We start from the raw sequence: 15,798 nt of genomic DNA, 5'->3' as shown, positions 1-15,798 counted from the left end.
TTGGGCCCAGCCCAAAAACTGTTGCTGATGGGTGCCAGGCCTTGCCTGCAACACCCATGCCCGAACAAGGCCCTGGAAGGGCTTGCCTCGGTCGCCTCCGCAGGAGCGGTTTGGCTGCTGAAATCACCTGAAGTTCAGCCGAAAAATCGCTTGATTTTGCCGGTTGACTTTTGTGTGTGATTTTGCACGAACCCCTATATCTAGTGGTTCGTTGTGATCGGGATACAAGATAATGCGGTATCGGGGGCTTTGCAAGGCGAGCGCCTGTGGATAACTTGTGCGTACTTTGTGAGTGAATGGTGGGTATTCGCTGTAGGCCTTGTGCCAAGTGGTTTGCAGTATTTTTCTGCGCTTCGCCGCCCCGGGGCAGTTTTTTTCGGGCGCGAACACTATCACAAAAAACGGTTCAGTCGAGGGCATGGTTGGCAGGTTGGCAGTACCCGAGGCGGGACGTAGTATCCGAGGCAGATGATGCCTTTTGGTTAAAGGGGCATGTTGCCTGTGCCGGCCCTTTCGCGGGTAAACCCGCTCCTACACAGGTGGTGCGCTGCCCCTGTAGGAGCGGGTTTACCCGCGAAAGGGCCGGCACAGGCAACACAAAAACAACAAGCAAAGGCCAAAGCCATGGACCAACCCGCACCCCGTATCCTCATCGTCGAAGACGACCAGCGCCTGGCCGAGCTCACCGCCGAATACCTCCAGGCCAACGGCTACGAGGTCAGTGTCGAGGGCGATGGCGCCCGCGCTGCCCGGCGTATCGTCGACAGCCAGCCCGACCTGGTCATCCTCGACCTCATGCTGCCCGGCGAGGACGGCCTGAGCATTTGCCGCCGGGTGCGCAGCCAGTACCCAGGTCCGATCCTCATGCTCACCGCCCGCAGCGACGAACTGGACCAGGTCCAGGGCCTAGACCTGGGGGCCGATGATTACGTCTGCAAACCGGTGCGCCCGCGCCTGCTGCTGGCACGTATCCAGGCCCTGCTGCGCCGTAGCGAAGCGCCGGACAGCAAACGCCAGAACCTGACCTTCGGCACGCTGCGTATCGACAACCGTCTGCGCGAGGCGCGTCTGGGCGACCAGTTGATCGAGCTGACCGGCGCCGAATTCGACCTGCTCTGGCTGCTGGCCAGCAACGCCGGCCGGGTGCTGACGCGCGAGCAGATCTTCACCGCGCTACGGGGCGTCGGCTACGACGGCCAGGACCGTTCCATCGACATACGCATCTCGAAAATCCGCCCCAAGATTGGCGATGACCCCCTCCAGCCACGGCTTATCAAGACCCTGCGTAGCAAGGGCTACCTGTTCGTCGGCGAGGTGCCATGAACAACTCGATCTTCTTGCGCATCTACGGCGGTATGCTGGCTGTGCTGGTGCTGGTGGCCCTGCTCGGCGTGCTCAGCCTGCATCTGGTCAACGAAGTACGCGCCGCCCAGCACCGCGAGGGCCTGGCCCAGGGCACTTTCAGCCTGATGGCCGACAACCTGGCACTGCAGAACGACACCGAACGCAAGCGCTCGCTGCTGATCTGGGAGCGCCTGCTCGGCGTGCCGCTGGCGCTGCAACCCATGACCGCGCTCACCCTCGACGGCGGCCAGCGGGCGCGCCTGTATCGCGGCCTGGTGGTGGTCGAGAAGACCGGCCCGCATGCCGCCCAGGTGCTGCGCAAGGTCGGCCAGCAAGACTTGCTGTTGGTGGCGCAGGTCAAGCAGGTCAGCGAGCAGTTGGCGCGAGCCACCTTGTACCTGCTGGCCGACGAGCTGGTGCGCTATCCGGTGACCGAACAGCAGCAGCGCCTGGAGCAGCTCAAGCGCGACAAGGGCTTTGGCTTTGGCGTCGCCCTGCAGCGTATCGAGCGGGTCGGCCTGGACGATGACCAGCGGCGCCGGGTCGAGGAGGGGGACACGGTCATGGCGCTGGGCAAGGATGGCGACTCGATCCGCGTGTTTGCCGGGCTTTCAGGTTCGCCTTGGGTGCTGGAAATCGGCCCGCTGTACCAGCTCAACCCGTATCCGCCGCAGTTGCTGATCCTGATCGCCTTCCTCGGTCTGTGCCTGATCGGCCTGGTGGTCTACCTGCTGGTGCGCCAGCTGGAGCGCCGCGTGTCGGGCCTGGAGGTTGCCGCCACGCGCATCGCGCAGGGCAGCCTGGACACTCGCGTACCGGCCGCTGACGCTGATTCGGTGGGGCGCCTGGCCGCCGCCTTCAACGGCATGGCCGAACACCTGCAGCGCTCGCTGACCATGCAGCGCGAGTTGGTGCGGGCGGTTTCCCATGAGCTGCGAACGCCGGTGGCGCGCCTGCGCTTCGGCCTGGAGATGCTCGAAAGCGCCACCACCGAGCAGGCTCGCGCCAAGCACCTGGCGGGCATGGACGGGGATATCCAGGACTTGGACAAGCTGGTCGATGAGATGCTGACCTACGCGCGCCTGGAGCAGGGCGCGCCGGCCTTGCAGTTCCAGCGGGTCGACCTGGATGCCTTGCTCGAGCGGGTGATCGAAGAACTGGCGCCGTTGCGCGCCAAGGTACGGGTGGTGCGCGGCGACTGCCAGGGCGCCGATGCCGAAGGTGCCTGGGTCGAAGCCGAGCCGCGCTACCTGCACCGGGCCCTGCAGAACCTGGTCAGCAACGCCATGCGCCATGCCGAGTCCGAGGTGCGCCTGAGCTACCAGTTGGGCCAGCAACGCTGCCGCATCGACGTGGAAGATGACGGCCCGGGCATCCCCGAGGGCGTCTGGGACCGCATCTTCACGCCGTTCACCCGCCTCGACGACAGCCGCACCCGTGCCTCGGGTGGGCATGGCCTGGGCCTGTCGATCGTGCGGCGGATCATCTACTGGCACGCGGGCCGGGCCACGGTGGGGCGCAGCGCCGCGCTGGGCGGTGCCTGTTTCAGCCTGAACTGGCCACGGCAGCAGGCACCGCTGTGATGGTCAGGCGCTGACCAGGCTGAGCAGGTGGCCGTCCTGCAGACAGAACTGGCCCCGCAGCTCTGCGCCATGCTGCCATTGGGGCGACAGGTCGGTGAGCAGGCGTAGGCGGGCCAGACCTTCGGCGGACCAGTCCAGCACTTCGGCATGTTCGAAATAGAAGCGTTGGCGGGTCAGTGGGTAGAGGGTCTTGAACAGGCTTTCCTTCAGCGAGAAGGTCAGGGTTACCGTCAGCCCGAGCTGGCGGCGTTCCAGGCGTTCCAGCTCCGCCGGGGTGAGGATTTCGCCCATCAGCCGTTCGGCGCGTTCGTCATCCAGCAGGGCTTCCTGATCCAGCCCGAGGCCTTGGCAACTGCCTTCGGCGGCGACTACCGCGGCGGCCCAGCCCTTGCCGTGGGTGATCGAGCCGTGGATGCCGGTGGGCCAGATCGGCGAGCGGTCCTCATGGGTCCCGGGTATGTAGTCGCGGCCGTCCAGGCGCTGCAGCGCGGCGCGGGCGCATACCCGGCCGGCCAGGTATTCGGCCTGGCGCTTGGCCACCGAGCGCTGCAGGCTGGCGCTTGGCACCACGCCGGCGCGCTGGAAGTCGTCGGCGGCCAGGTTGGCGGGGTCGAAGGCGCAACTGACCAGCACCGCGCCGGAGAGTGGGCGGGGCAGGGGCCAGTGGTGCTGGAGTGGGGCGCAGCAGGCGGGGAGTGTGTTCATGGGGGCTATTGTGCCAGCTGTGCAGGCGCTACGGGAGGTAGCGTGGCATGCCGATCTTGGAGCAACTGTCTTGCTCAAGATCCAGAAGCCTGCCCAGATCCTTGTGGGAGCGGCCTTGTGTCGCGAAAGGGGCGCGAAGCGGCCCCAGAATCTCAGCCATCCCGCGAGATTGCCGGGGCTGCTACGCAGCCCTTTCGCGACACAAGGCCGCTCCCACAAAAGCCGCTCCCATCGGCCCTGCGCAATCTGCTATTTGAACACCTTCTTGAAGAACGCCTGCATATCCGCCCAGGAACTTTCGTCCGCCGCCTTGTTGTAGCCAATGTCCGGTCCGCCATGCTCGCCATGGCTCAGGCGGTCGGCATCCGGGTTGGTGAAGCCGTGCTTGGCCCCTTCGATGCTGACGAACTGATAGTTGACCTTGGCCGCATCCATTTCCGCCTTGAACGCTTCCACCTGCTGCGGGGTGACCATGCTGTCCGCCGCCCCATGCTCGACCAGGATATCGGCCCGCACCACGCCCGGCTTTGCCGGTGTCTGGGTGACCAGAGCGCCATGGAAACTCACCACGCCGTCCAGCTTTTCTCCGCGGCGTGCTGCATCCAGCACCACCTTGCCGCCAAAGCAATAGCCAATAGCACCCAACTGATGCTTGTTGGTATTCGGTTGTTTCTTCAACAGCTCCAGGCCCGCATCAAACCGCTTGGCTGGCAGGGTCGGGTCTTTCATCACCTCGGCCATGAATGCCTGGGCGTCTTGCGGATGCTCGGTGTGCTTGCCATCCCCATACATGTCGATGGCAAGCGCGTTGTAGCCCAGGGCCGCCAGGTCACGGGCACGGCGCTTGGCATAGTCGTTAAGCCCCCACCATTCATGCACCACGACGATGCCGGGGCGTTTGCCCTCGATGGCATCGTCATAGGCGTAGTAGCCGACCAGGCCGTCGCCATCGGCATCCTGGTAGCGGATCTCACGGGTTTGTACCGCCGCGTGGGCGAGGGCGGCGCTGCACATCAGGGTCAGGGCCAGCAGGGCACGCATGGTCACTACTCCTTGTTCTGCAATCGGTTCGTTCAGCCGGGGTTCAGTCAGGGTTCAGTCGCGGTTCAGGGTGCCCTGCTTACTCTAGCTTCCAGACCGAAACAGCGCACCCAACTGGAGTACCCAACCATGAAAACCTTCAACACCCTGCTTGCCGCCATGGCCGTCTGCGCCGCTGGCATCACCACCGCCCAGGCCGCTGACGACAACTTTGCCAGCCTGACCTACGGCCAGACCAGCGACAAGGTTCGCAAGTCCGGCCTGCTGCAGCGCAACACCGACCACCTCAACGCCGACGGTATCATCGGCAAGGATGACACCTGGGGTGTGCGGGTGGGCAAGATCAACGACCAGGGCCGCTACTACATGACCTACGACAACGTCTCGGGCGACCACAGCGGCCTGAAGTTGCGCCAGGAAAACCTGTTGGGCAGCTACGACCTGTTCCTGCCGGTGGGCGATACCACCAAACTGTTCGGCGGTGGCAGCCTGGGCGTGACCAAGCTTACCCAGGACTCGCCAGGCGCTCGCCGCGATACTGACTACGGCTATGCCTATGGCCTGCAGGCCGGTGTGATCCAGGACATCACCGACAAGGCTTCGGTCGAACTGGGCTACCGTTACCTGCGCACCAATGCCGCGACCGAAGTGGGCGCGCATGGCGGGCCGAAGGAAGGCACCCTGCGCCTGACCAGCAGCGCACAGACTTACCTGGCTGCTTCCTACAAGTTCTGACTGGCGAGCCGAGTTATCCTATACCGGCCCTTTCGCGGGCACGCCCGCTCCCACAGGTACTGCACAAATTTCTGAAACTGTGCGATTCCTGTGGGAGCGGGCGTGCCCGCGAAGAGGTCGCTACAGGCAATACAAAATAAGGAGCTGCACATGAAACTGCTGGTGGTCGAGGACGAAGCCTTGCTTCGCCATCACCTCTACACCCGCCTGGGCGAAAGCGGCCATGTGGTCGAGGCGGTCGCCGATGCCGAAGAAGCGCTGTACCAGGCCGAGCAGTACCACTTCGACCTGGCCATCATTGACCTGGGCCTGCCCGGTATCAGCGGCCTGGAACTGATCACGCGCCTGCGCAGCCAGGACAAGACCTTCCCCATTCTCATCCTCACCGCCCGCGGCAACTGGCAGGACAAGGTCGAAGGCCTGGCCGCCGGCGCCGACGACTACCTGGTCAAGCCGTTCCAGTTCGAAGAGCTGGAGGCGCGCCTTAATGCCCTGTTGCGCCGTTCCAGCGGCTTCACCCAGTCGACCATCGCCGCCGGGCCCCTGGTGCTCGACCTCAACCGCAAGCAGGCCACCCTGGACGAGCAGCCGCTGGCCCTGACTGCCTACGAATATCGCATCCTCGAGTACCTCATGCGCCATCACCAGCAAGTGGTGGCCAAGGACCGCCTGATGGAGCAGTTGTACCCGGGCGACGAGGAGCGTGACCCCAACGTCATCGAAGTGCTGGTCGGCCGCCTGCGCCGCAAGCTCGAGGGCGAACGCGGCTTCAAACCCATCGACACCGTGCGCGGCCTGGGCTACCTGTTCACCGAGCGCTGCCGATGATCCGTTCCCTGCGGGTACGCCTGATGCTGGCCGCCGCCGTGCTGGCGCTGCTGTTCATGCTGGCGTTGCTGCCGGCTTTGCAGAAGGCTTTCAGCCTGGCCCTGCAGGAGTCTATCGAGCAACGCCTGGCCTCGGACGTGACCACGCTGATTTCCGCCGCGCGTATCGAACATGGCCAACTGCAGATGCCAGAGCTGCTGCCGGACGAGCGCTACAACCTGCCTTACACCGGCCTGCTCGGCTATATCTTCGATCGCGACGGCAGCCTGGTCTGGCAGTCGCGGGCCACCGCCGCGCAGAACATCAATTACCGCCCGCGCTACGATGGCCGGGGCAACGAATTCGCCCGTATTCACCAGGCCGATGGCGAAGAGTTCTTCGTCTACGATGTCGAAATCAAGCTGCTGGGCGGCCAGAGCGCGGCCTACAGCATCGTCGCCTTGCAGCCGGTGCGCGAGTACCAGCACACCCTCGATGGCCTGCGCGAAAAGCTCTACCTCGGCTTTGGTGCAGCCTTGCTGGCACTGCTGGTGCTGCTGTGGGCCGGCCTGACCTGGGGCTTGCGTTCGTTGCGCCGGCTGAGCCATGAGCTGGACGAGGTGGAGGCGGGGGCGCGGGATGGCCTGAGCGGCGAACACCCGCGTGAGCTGCTACGCCTGACGGGCTCGTTGAACCGCCTGCTGCGCAGTGAACGGGAGCAGCGCCAGCGCTACCGCGATTCGCTGGATGACCTGGCGCACAGCCTGAAGACGCCGCTGGCGGTGTTGCAGGGGGTGGGCGAAAGCCTGCAGCAGCGTAGCGGCGAGCGTGAGCAGGCGCGGGTGCTGCAGAGCCAGATCGAGCGCATGAGCCAGCAGATCGACTATCAATTGCAACGCGCCAGCCTGCGCAAGAGTGGCCTGGTGCGCCACAGCGTGCTGCTGCGGCCATTGCTCGACAGCCTGTGCAGCACCTTGGCCAAGGTTTACCGCGACAAGCGAGTGAGCGTGGCCCTGGAACTGCCGGATGCGGCGCAGGTGCCGATGGAGCAGGGCGCGCTGCTGGAACTGCTGGGCAACCTGCTGGAAAACGCCTATCGCCTGAGCCTGGGCCAGGTGCGGGTGAGCCTGGAGCAGGGGGCGGGGCGTTTGACCTTGTGCGTCGAGGACGATGGGCCGGGGGTACCGGCCGACCAGCGTGAGCGCATTCTCGAGCGGGGTGAGCGGCTGGACAGCCAGCACCCGGGCCAAGGCATCGGGCTGGCGGTGGTCAAGGATATCGTCGACAGCTATGACGCCGAGCTGAGCCTTGGGGATTCGCCCTTGGGCGGCGCGGCATTCAGGATCACCTTCAATCTTGATTGATTCGTAGCCTGTGCCGGCCCTTTCGCGGGCTTGCCCGCTCCCACAGATATTGCACAGGACCTGAATGCGGTGCGATCCCTGTGGGAGCGGGCAAGCCCGCGAAAGGGCCGGCACAGGCAAACCACAATGGGCGGATTCCCGCCATCCTTCCCTGTGCAAATCCCGCCACCGGGCGGAAATCCGCCAGCCTTCCTCAGGCAAATCGCCCCGTCGTTGGGCATTCATCCCCGGCAAATACGGCCCTTGCACCCTTCATGGGCATTTTGGCACCCCCCTTGCTATTGATCCCCTCAGAGGCCTGCCCAGGCAGCTCGAACACAACGACAAATCCCTCCAGGTGCAGGAGGGTTAGCGATTCAGGTGCCCCCACACCCTGGGAAGGGTGAACCGGCACACTTGAGGAAATTAGCCATGACGACACGTCAGCCGCTGTACAAATCCCTGTATTTCCAGGTGTTGGTCGCCATCACCATCGGTATCTTGCTCGGCCACTACTACCCGGAAACGGGCGTCGCCCTCAAACCCTTGGGTGACGGCTTCGTCAAACTGATCAAGATGGTCATTGCCCCGATCATCTTCTGCACCGTGGTCAGCGGCATCGCTGGCATGCAGAGCATGAAGTCGGTCGGCAAGACTGGCGGCTACGCGCTGTTGTACTTCGAAGTCGTCTCCACCATCGCCCTGATCATCGGCCTCGTCGTCGTCAACGTGGTCAAGCCAGGCGCTGGCATGCACATCGACGTCAGCACCCTGAACGCCAGCAGCGTGGCTGCCTATGCCGCCGCCGGCGCGCAGCAGACCACCGTCGGCTTCCTGCTCAACGTCATCCCCAATACCGTGGTCGGCGCCTTCGCCAACGGCGACATCCTGCAAGTGCTGATGTTCTCGGTGCTGTTCGGCTTCGCCCTGCACCGCCTGGGCAGCTACGGCAAGCCGGTGCTGGACCTGATCGACCGTTTCGCCCATGTCATGTTCAACATCATCAACATGATCATGAAGCTGGCCCCGATCGGCGCCATGGGTGCCATGGCCTTCACCATCGGCCAGTACGGCGTTGGCTCGCTGGTGCAACTGGGCTACCTGATGGCTTGCTTCTATATCACCTGCCTGCTGTTCGTGCTGGTGGTGCTGGGCGGTATCTGCCGCGCCCACGGCTTCAGTGTCATCAAGCTGATCCGCTACATCCGTGAAGAACTGCTGATCGTGCTGGGTACTTCCTCTTCGGAATCGGCCCTGCCACGCATGCTGGCCAAGATGGAACGCCTGGGTGCCAAGAAGTCCGTAGTCGGCCTGGTCATCCCGACCGGTTACTCGTTCAACCTGGACGGTACTTCGATCTACCTGACCATGGCTGCAGTGTTCATCGCCCAAGCCACCGACACCACCATGGACATCACCCACCAGATCACCCTGCTGCTGGTGCTGCTGGTGGCCTCCAAAGGTGCTGCCGGCGTCACCGGTTCGGGCTTCATCGTCCTGGCCGCCACCCTGTCGGCCGTTGGCCACCTGCCGGTTGCCGGCCTGGCGCTGATCCTCGGCATCGACCGCTTCATGTCCGAAGCCCGCGCCCTGACCAACCTGGTGGGTAACGCCGTTGCCACCGTAGTGGTGGCCAAGTGGGTCAAGGAAATGGACAACGACCAGCTGGCATCGGAGCTGGCCTCTGGTGGTGGGCCGCTGGTCGATACCCGTCCTACCGACGACCTGGGCGTGGCCGAAGGCCCGGCTCGCTGATCGCGCTGCGGTAAAACGGAAAAGGCGACCCTGGAAGGTAGTGCCAGTCAGTTAAGCCTACAAGGCACATTGGGGCTGCTTTGCAGCCCATCGCCGCGGTTCGTCGCCACGACAAGCCAGCTCCCACAGGTACCGCGCAGATCTCAAGCTTTGCGCAGTCCCTGTGGGAGCTGGCTTGCCTGCGATGGGCCGCGCAGCGGCCCCGGCAATTCTGCAGGATGGCTGAGATCCTGGGGCCGCTGCGCGCCCCTTTCGCGACACAAGGCCGCTCCTACAAAGGGACCGCGCCACAATTCTCAACCTAGAATCAGGCCAGCACCACTTCCAACACCCGGATCACCTCCGGCCGCGGGTAATGCCACCTTACCTGCACATCCCAGAACTTCACCCCATACACCCGCTCCGCCGGCGGCACCTGGTAGGCCGGCCGTGGGTCTTGTGCCAGGCATTGCTCGATCAACTCCACCAGCGGCTCACTCAGGCGCAGTGCATGCTCGCCGGCCTGGAGCAGGGCGCTGTCGTCCCATTGCACAGCGATTGCGGCGGGCGCTTCGCTGGCCATCTGGTTGCTGGCGCCGACGATGCTGTCGGCGTAAGGCACGTAGGGCTTGATGTCCAGCACCGGCGTGCCATCGAGCAGGTCGATCCCGGACAGCAGCAGGCGCCCGGGCTCCACGCCCTCCAGGCGCACCACCGACTGGCCGATGCCATTGGGCCTGTGGGTTGCACGGGTGGCGAACACCCCCATGCTCTTGTTGCCGCCCAGGCGCGGTGGCCGTACCTTCAGGCGTGGCTTGTCCTCCAGGGCCTGGTGGAACAGGAACAGCAGCCAGACATGGCTGACCTGCTCCAGGCCCTCGACGGCATCACCCTGGTTGAACGGCGGCAGCAGTTCGAGCACGCCGCGCGCGGCAGGCGCCAGCTGGGGCTGGCGCGGGATGGCGAATTTCTCCTTGAAACAGGAGCGGACGATGCCGACCGGCGCAACCGTATGCTGCATGACCACTCAGCCGCGCACGCGCAGGGTCAGGCCCTTGAGGAAGTTGCGCAGCAACTGGTCGCCGCACGGGCGGTAGTTGTCGTGACCGGCCTTGCGGAACAGCGCGCTGAGTTCGGGCTTGGAGACCGGGAAGTTGACCGACTTGAGTATCGCGTGCAGGTCGTCTTCCTTGAGTTCGAAGGCCACCCGCAGCTTCTTGAGGATGAGGTTGTTGGTCACTGGCAACTCGATCGGCTGCTGTGGACGGCTGTCGTCCTTGCCGCGGCGGTGGATCACCAGGCCGTCGAGAAAGTGCGCCATGACCCGCTCCGGGCAGCGCGCGAAGCCGGCTTCGTCTTCTTTCTTCAGGTAGGTGGCCAGCACCAGGGGATGCACTTCGAGGCCGGATAGCCCGATGATCTCGGCCATCTTGGCGTCGTTCACCTTGAGCATGTAGCGCAGGCTGCGCAGGACATCGTTGTGGTTCATTGCTGCAAAATCCTGTTCAGTTGCCGCACCTGTGAGCGCGGCGTATTGCTTAGAAACGTTCGGTAGTGGCGAGGTAGCGCCACTGGCTCAGGGGCAGCTTGCCCATCGATACGCCACCCAGGCGGATCCGGCGCATGCCCAGCAGCTCCAGGCGCAGGTAGGCGCACAGCTCGGCAATCTGCCCCGGCTGCGGGTTTTTCAGCACCATGCGCAGGTGGGTCTCGTTCTGCCAGCTGGCCTTGGTCCTGGGCAGTTCGCGGTCATTGCGGGTGGCCCCGCGCGCCAGGCGTTCCAGCGCCTGGGGCGTGGTTTCGCCGCGTACTTCGACGATGAACTCCTGCTCCAGGCGGCGCAGGTCGGCGTTGATCTTGCGGGTTACCCGCCAGTCCTGGGTGAATACCTGCAGGCCACTGGCACCGCGCTCCAGCGGCGCCACGCAGGCTTGCCGGGCAAAGTGCCCATGCAGGGCGCGCACGCCTTCGCGGTGGGCCTCGCTGAGGTTGCCCATGTTCATGCTGACGCGGGCGCTTTCGCTGTCCACGCCAGCGGCTTGGTTCAGCAGCAAGGTCACCGGCTCCAGCGTTTCGGCGCGGGCACCTGGCAGCAGCTCGACGCGCTGCTGCTCGACCTTGAACTGCGGTTGCTCGACCACCACGCCATCGACTGTGACCCAGCCGCCTTCGATATACAGCTCGGCCTCACGGCGGGAGCAGCCAAGCTGCTCGATAAGGCGTTTGGACAGGCGGGTGGGTTCGGACATGACGGCAATTCGCAAAGGCAGGGAAAGGCCTGCATTGTACCTGCCCACGCGGCGGAGGGGCTGGGAATCTGTGTCATTTACGCCGTTTTGCGCAGGCGCATGTGCAGCAGCGGGTAGGGCTGGCCGAGGCCGTCGGTTTCCGAGCGGCCAATCACTTCGAAGCCTTCGTGCAGGTAGAAGCCCAAGGCTTGCGGGTTCTGTTCGTTGACATCCAGGCGTTCGGCATTCAGCTCGTCGATGGCATAGCGCAGTAGCCGCTTGCCAACGCCCTGGCCGCGCCAGGCTGGGGCGACGAACAGCATGTCGACGCGGCCGTTGGCCACGCCGGCAAAGCCCTGGATACACCGGTTGGGGGCCTTGCTGCAGACCAGCATCACCGCATCGAGGTAGCGTCGCAGCACATGCTCGCGCAGCAGCAGGATGTAGGCCTCGGGCAGGAAGTCATGGGTGGCGCGCACCGAGTCTTCCCAGACCTGGACCAGTTCGGGGTAGTCGCGCAGGTGTGGGGTTTGCAGGGGCGATGGCTGGCGCATTCGAGTATGTTCCTCTGGGGATGAGGAAACGATAGATGCTAAAAGAGCAGAAGGTCCAAGGATTGTTGGGGGCCGCTTTGCGCCCCATCGCCGGCAAGCCAGCTCCCACAGGTATTGGGTGGGAGCCGGCTTGCCGGCGATTGGGGGCGAAGCGCCCCCGTTGTGTCAGACAGGCTCGGCCCACATGTCGTATTCGTCGGCATCCACCACCCGGCAACGCACCTTGTCGCCCGGCTTGAAACCATGGTCGCCGTCGATGAACACGCTGCCGTCGATTTCCGGGGCATCGAAGAAGCTGCGGCCAACCGAACCTTGTTCCTCGACTTCATCGATCAGCACGTCGATTTCCTTGCCGATGCGCAGCTGCAGGCGAGCGGCGCTGATGGCCTGCTGGTGGGCCATGAAACGGTCCCAACGGTCCTGCTTGATGTCGTCCGGCACTTCTTCCAGGCCCAGGTCGTTGGCCGGGGCGCCTTCCACCGGCGAGTACTGGAAGCAGCCCACACGGTCGAGCTGGGCTTCGGTCAGCCAGTCCAGCAGGTACTGGAAGTCTTCTTCGGTCTCGCCCGGGAAGCCGACGATGAAGGTGGAGCGGATCACCAGCTCAGGGCACTGCTCGCGCCAGTTCTTGATGCGCGCCAGGGTGCGGTCTTCGAAGGCTGGGCGCTTCATCGACTTGAGCACTTTCGGGCTGGCGTGCTGGAACGGGATGTCCAGGTACGGCAGGATCTTGCCGGCGGCCATCAGCGGGATCACGTCGTCGACGTTCGGGTACGGGTACACATAGTGCAGGCGTACCCAGGCACCCAGGCTGCTCAGGGCCTCGCACAGTTCGAGCATGCGGGTCTTGACCGGGCGGCCGTTCCAGAAGTCGGTCTTGTACTTGACGTCGACGCCGTAGGCGCTGGTGTCCTGGGAAATCACCAGGATCTCCTTGACCCCGGCCTTGACCAGGCGCTCGGCCTCGCTCAGCACTTCACCTACCGGGCGGCTGACCAGCTTGCCGCGCATCGACGGGATGATGCAGAAGCTGCAGCTGTGGTTACAGCCCTCGGAAATCTTCAGGTACGCATAGTGACGCGGGGTCAGCTTGACGCCCTGCGGCGGCACCAGGTCGATCAGCGGGTTGTGGTCCTGGCGTGGCGGCACGACTTCGTGCACGGCGCTGACCACCTGCTCGTACTGCTGCGGGCCGGTGACCGACAGCACGCTCGGGTGCACGTCACGGATGCTGCCTTCCTCGACACCCATGCAGCCGGTGACGATGACCTTGCCGTTTTCCTTGATCGCTTCACCGATCACTTCCAGCGATTCGGCCTTGGCGCTGTCGATGAAGCCGCAGGTGTTGACCACCACCACGTCGGCGTCCTCGTAGGTGGGAACGACTTCATAGCCTTCCATGCGCAGTTGAGTGAGGATGCGCTCGGAATCGACCAGGGCTTTTGGGCAACCCAGGCTTACGAAACCTACCTTGGGGGTGGCGGGCGTGGTGGACATGACTAACCTCGGTATTGAATGCAGGTCGCCCGGCCGGAATCGGGGGCGATCTTGACGGGCGCTTTGGGCGCCTCTGATCAAAAAGTGCGCAATTCTAGCGAGCACAAGGTCGCTTGACCAGCAGAAATACGACGAACGCTGCGCTATGCTTCGCGCCGTTGCGCGAGGGTGCCGTCAAGGGCCTGGCGTGAGCGTGATTACCAAAGGCCGTGATGGCCGTCTGCGGGAGTGGTCGATGGTTCAGGCAAGCAGTCATGCCGATGGCGAGCTAGAGGGGAAGCAGGGCGCGACGCGGTCGTTGGGCCTGCTCGTGGCAGCAGTCGGGGTGGTCTATGGCGATATCGGCACCAGCCCGTTGTATACCCTCAAGGAGGTCTTCACGGGCGGGTACGGGGTGCCGGTCAACCATGACGGCGTGCTGGGGATCCTCTCGCTGATCCTGTGGTCGTTGTTGTGGGTGGTGTCGTTCAAGTACGTGATGTTCATCCTGCGCGCCGACAACCAGGGCGAGGGCGGCACCATGGCGTTGACCGCGCTGGCGCGGCGGGCCACGGCGGCCTACCCGCGGCTGCGCACGCTGATGGTGGTCTGCGGGTTGATCGGCGCTTCGCTGTTCTATGGCGACAGTATGATCACCCCCGCGGTGTCGGTGCTGTCGGCGGTGGAGGGCATGGGCCTGGCCTTCGACGGCATCGACCACTGGGTGGTACCGATTTCGCTGGTGGTGCTGGTGGCGCTGTTTCTGGTGCAAAAGCATGGCACCGAGAAGATCGGCAAGCTGTTCGGCCCGATCATGGTCACCTGGTTCGTGGTGCTGGGGGCGTTGGGCGTGCATGGCATTGCCCAGAGCCCGGAAGTGCTCAAGGCGTTCAACCCGGGCTGGGCGGTAAACTTCTTCGTCGTCCACCCCGGCATGGGGGTGGCCATTCTCGGCGCCGTGGTGCTGGCATTGACCGGTGCCGAGGCACTGTATGCCGACATGGGCCACTTTGGCCGCAAACCCATCGCCCGGGCCTGGTTCGCCCTGGTGCTGCCGGCGCTGGTGCTCAACTACTTCGGCCAGGGCGCAATGCTGCTGCAAAACCCGGAAGCGGCGCGCAACCCATTCTACCTGCTGGCGCCGGGCTGGGCCTTGCTGCCACTGGTCGGGCTGGCGACCATGGCCACGGTGATCGCCTCGCAGGCGGTGATTTCCGGGGCCTTCTCCCTGACCCGCCAAGCCATCCAGCTGGGCTACATTCCACGCATGCATATCCAGCACACCTCCAGTGATGAGCAGGGGCAGATCTATATCGGCGCGGTGAACTGGACACTGATGGTTGGCGTGGTGCTGCTGGTGATCGGTTTCGAGTCGTCCGGCGCCTTGGCCGCGGCCTACGGGGTGGCGGTGACCGGTACCATGCTGATGACCACTATCCTGGTATCGGCGGTGATGCTGCTGCTGTGGAAGTGGCCGCCATTGCTGGCGGTACCGATCCTGGTGGGCTTCCTGTTCGTCGACGGGCTGTTCTTCGCGGCCAACGTGCCGAAAATCGCCCAGGGCGGGGCCTTCCCGGTACTGGCCGGTGCTGTGCTGTATCTATTGATGAGCACCTGGAAGCGCGGTAAGCAGATCCTGGTCGAGCGTATCGACGAAGGCGCGCTGCCACTGCCGTTGTTCATCAGCAGTATCCGCATCCAGCCGCCGCACCGGGTCGAAGGCACGGCGGTGTTCCTCACCGCGCGGTCCGATGCCGTGCCCCACGCGCTGTTGCACAACATGCTGCATAACCAGGTGTTGCACAGCCAGGTGGTATTGCTGACCGTGGTCAGCGAGGACCGGCCGCGGGTGCCGGAGCAGGAGCGCTTCGAAGTGGAGGCCTATGGTGACGGGTTCTTCCGCGTGCTGCTGCACTTTGGCTTCATGGACGAGCCGGACGTGCCGGCGGCGTTGAAGCTGTGCCACCTGGACGACCTGGATTTCACCCCGATGCGCACCACCTATTTCCTCAGCCGCGAGACGGTGATCGCTTCACGGCTGGAGGGGATGTCGCGCTGGCGGGGTAACCTGTTTGCCTTCTTGCTGAAGAATGCCAACGGGAACTTGCGCTTCTTCAACCTGCCGTTGAACCGGGTGATCGAGCTGGGGACCCAGGTCGAGATCTGATTTACAAGGGGCTGCTATGCAGCCCATCGCCGCGGTTCGTCGCCACGACAAGCCAGCTCCCACAGGTACTGCGCAGGTCTC

14 protein-coding genes are annotated in these 15,798 nt (G+C 64.3%); 7 read left to right on the top strand and 7 right to left on the bottom strand.

Translation table 11 applies throughout. From position 1 onward, the window contains the following. Positions 1–624 precede the first annotated feature (624 nt). Together TZ03_RS19040 and TZ03_RS19035 are read left to right on the top strand one after the other, a co-directional pair. Positions 625–1,323, top strand: a complete 699-nt coding sequence (locus TZ03_RS19040) for a response regulator transcription factor (RefSeq protein ID WP_051099738.1) — start codon at positions 625–627, stop codon at positions 1,321–1,323. Next, positions 1,320–2,927, top strand: coding sequence for an ATP-binding protein (locus tag TZ03_RS19035; protein WP_051099737.1), 1,608 nt, complete (start codon positions 1,320–1,322; stop codon positions 2,925–2,927). The genes TZ03_RS19040 and TZ03_RS19035 overlap by 4 nt, the downstream gene beginning before the upstream one ends. Positions 2,928–2,930: 3 nt before the next feature. Here the strand turns inward: TZ03_RS19035 and TZ03_RS19030 are convergent, their stop codons facing one another. Further along, entirely contained in the window at positions 2,931–3,632 is a 702-nt protein-coding gene (locus TZ03_RS19030; protein ID WP_051099736.1) for a 4'-phosphopantetheinyl transferase family protein, read from the bottom strand. Between the two features lie 249 nt (positions 3,633–3,881). Next, positions 3,882–4,673: a dienelactone hydrolase family protein gene (locus tag TZ03_RS19025; RefSeq protein WP_051099735.1), complete on the bottom strand. Its 792-nt coding sequence runs from the start codon at positions 4,671–4,673 to the stop codon at positions 3,882–3,884. 129 nt (positions 4,674–4,802) lie between these two features. Between TZ03_RS19025 and TZ03_RS19020 the strand changes: the two genes are divergently transcribed. The 4 genes from TZ03_RS19020 to TZ03_RS19005 all read left to right on the top strand — a co-directional run bounded on the left by TZ03_RS19020 (position 4,803) and on the right by TZ03_RS19005 (position 9,313). Further along, positions 4,803–5,408, top strand: a complete 606-nt coding sequence (locus TZ03_RS19020) for an outer membrane beta-barrel protein (RefSeq protein ID WP_051099734.1) — start codon at positions 4,803–4,805, stop codon at positions 5,406–5,408. A gap of 150 nt (positions 5,409–5,558) precedes the next feature. Then, complete coding sequence (locus TZ03_RS19015) at positions 5,559–6,236, top strand: response regulator (RefSeq protein WP_051099733.1); 678 nt, start codon at positions 5,559–5,561, stop codon at positions 6,234–6,236. Beyond that, complete coding sequence (locus TZ03_RS19010) at positions 6,233–7,579, top strand: ATP-binding protein (protein WP_051099732.1); 1,347 nt, start codon at positions 6,233–6,235, stop codon at positions 7,577–7,579. The genes TZ03_RS19015 and TZ03_RS19010 overlap by 4 nt, the downstream gene beginning before the upstream one ends. Before the next feature lie 411 nt (positions 7,580–7,990). Beyond that, positions 7,991–9,313, top strand: a complete 1,323-nt coding sequence (locus tag TZ03_RS19005) for a dicarboxylate/amino acid:cation symporter (RefSeq protein ID WP_051099731.1) — start codon at positions 7,991–7,993, stop codon at positions 9,311–9,313. A 307-nt stretch (positions 9,314–9,620) separates the two neighbouring features. On the opposite strand, the gene tsaA is transcribed toward TZ03_RS19005, so the two are convergent. The 5 genes from tsaA to rimO all read right to left on the bottom strand — a co-directional run bounded on the left by tsaA (position 9,621) and on the right by rimO (position 13,571). Next, on the bottom strand, positions 9,621–10,313 hold the full coding sequence (gene tsaA / locus TZ03_RS19000) for a tRNA (N6-threonylcarbamoyladenosine(37)-N6)-methyltransferase TrmO (protein ID WP_051099730.1): 693 nt from the start codon (positions 10,311–10,313) through the stop codon (positions 9,621–9,623). 6 nt (positions 10,314–10,319) lie between these two features. Then, positions 10,320–10,781: a DUF1456 family protein gene (locus TZ03_RS18995; RefSeq protein WP_051099729.1), complete on the bottom strand. Its 462-nt coding sequence runs from the start codon at positions 10,779–10,781 to the stop codon at positions 10,320–10,322. A 49-nt stretch (positions 10,782–10,830) separates the two neighbouring features. After that, entirely contained in the window at positions 10,831–11,541 is a 711-nt protein-coding gene (locus tag TZ03_RS18990) for an rRNA pseudouridine synthase (RefSeq protein WP_051099728.1), read from the bottom strand. A gap of 77 nt (positions 11,542–11,618) precedes the next feature. Then, a complete protein-coding gene (locus TZ03_RS18985) occupies positions 11,619–12,074 on the bottom strand; it encodes a GNAT family N-acetyltransferase (RefSeq protein ID WP_051099727.1) in 456 nt (151 codons plus the stop codon). A gap of 165 nt (positions 12,075–12,239) precedes the next feature. Then, positions 12,240–13,571, bottom strand: coding sequence for a 30S ribosomal protein S12 methylthiotransferase RimO (rimO, locus tag TZ03_RS18980; protein ID WP_051099726.1), 1,332 nt, complete (start codon positions 13,569–13,571; stop codon positions 12,240–12,242). Positions 13,572–13,806: 235 nt separating this feature from the next. Between rimO and TZ03_RS18975 the strand changes: the two genes are divergently transcribed. Beyond that, on the top strand, positions 13,807–15,717 hold the full coding sequence (locus TZ03_RS18975; protein ID WP_051099725.1) for a potassium transporter Kup: 1,911 nt from the start codon (positions 13,807–13,809) through the stop codon (positions 15,715–15,717). Positions 15,718–15,798 lie beyond the last annotated feature (81 nt).

The organism is Pseudomonas sp. 10-1B (genome assembly GCF_000935045.1).
Classification (GTDB): domain Bacteria; phylum Pseudomonadota; class Gammaproteobacteria; order Pseudomonadales; family Pseudomonadaceae; genus Aquipseudomonas.
Note: the sequence above shows the minus strand (reverse complement) of the source record. Positions and strands in the feature narration are given on the sequence as shown.

Coding starts and splice junctions, on each gene's coding strand:
- TZ03_RS19040 (WP_051099738.1), top strand. CDS start 625: ATGGACCAACCCGCACCCCGTATCCTCATCGTCGAAGACGACCAGCGC.
- TZ03_RS19035 (WP_051099737.1), top strand. CDS start 1,320: ATGAACAACTCGATCTTCTTGCGCATCTACGGCGGTATGCTGGCTGTG.
- TZ03_RS19030 (WP_051099736.1), bottom strand. CDS start 3,632: ATGAACACACTCCCCGCCTGCTGCGCCCCACTCCAGCACCACTGGCCC.
- TZ03_RS19025 (WP_051099735.1), bottom strand. CDS start 4,673: ATGCGTGCCCTGCTGGCCCTGACCCTGATGTGCAGCGCCGCCCTCGCC.
- TZ03_RS19020 (WP_051099734.1), top strand. CDS start 4,803: ATGAAAACCTTCAACACCCTGCTTGCCGCCATGGCCGTCTGCGCCGCT.
- TZ03_RS19015 (WP_051099733.1), top strand. CDS start 5,559: ATGAAACTGCTGGTGGTCGAGGACGAAGCCTTGCTTCGCCATCACCTC.
- TZ03_RS19010 (WP_051099732.1), top strand. CDS start 6,233: ATGATCCGTTCCCTGCGGGTACGCCTGATGCTGGCCGCCGCCGTGCTG.
- TZ03_RS19005 (WP_051099731.1), top strand. CDS start 7,991: ATGACGACACGTCAGCCGCTGTACAAATCCCTGTATTTCCAGGTGTTG.
- tsaA (WP_051099730.1), bottom strand. CDS start 10,313: ATGCAGCATACGGTTGCGCCGGTCGGCATCGTCCGCTCCTGTTTCAAG.
- TZ03_RS18995 (WP_051099729.1), bottom strand. CDS start 10,781: ATGAACCACAACGATGTCCTGCGCAGCCTGCGCTACATGCTCAAGGTG.
- TZ03_RS18990 (WP_051099728.1), bottom strand. CDS start 11,541: ATGTCCGAACCCACCCGCCTGTCCAAACGCCTTATCGAGCAGCTTGGC.
- TZ03_RS18985 (WP_051099727.1), bottom strand. CDS start 12,074: ATGCGCCAGCCATCGCCCCTGCAAACCCCACACCTGCGCGACTACCCC.
- rimO (WP_051099726.1), bottom strand. CDS start 13,571: ATGTCCACCACGCCCGCCACCCCCAAGGTAGGTTTCGTAAGCCTGGGT.
- TZ03_RS18975 (WP_051099725.1), top strand. CDS start 13,807: ATGGTTCAGGCAAGCAGTCATGCCGATGGCGAGCTAGAGGGGAAGCAG.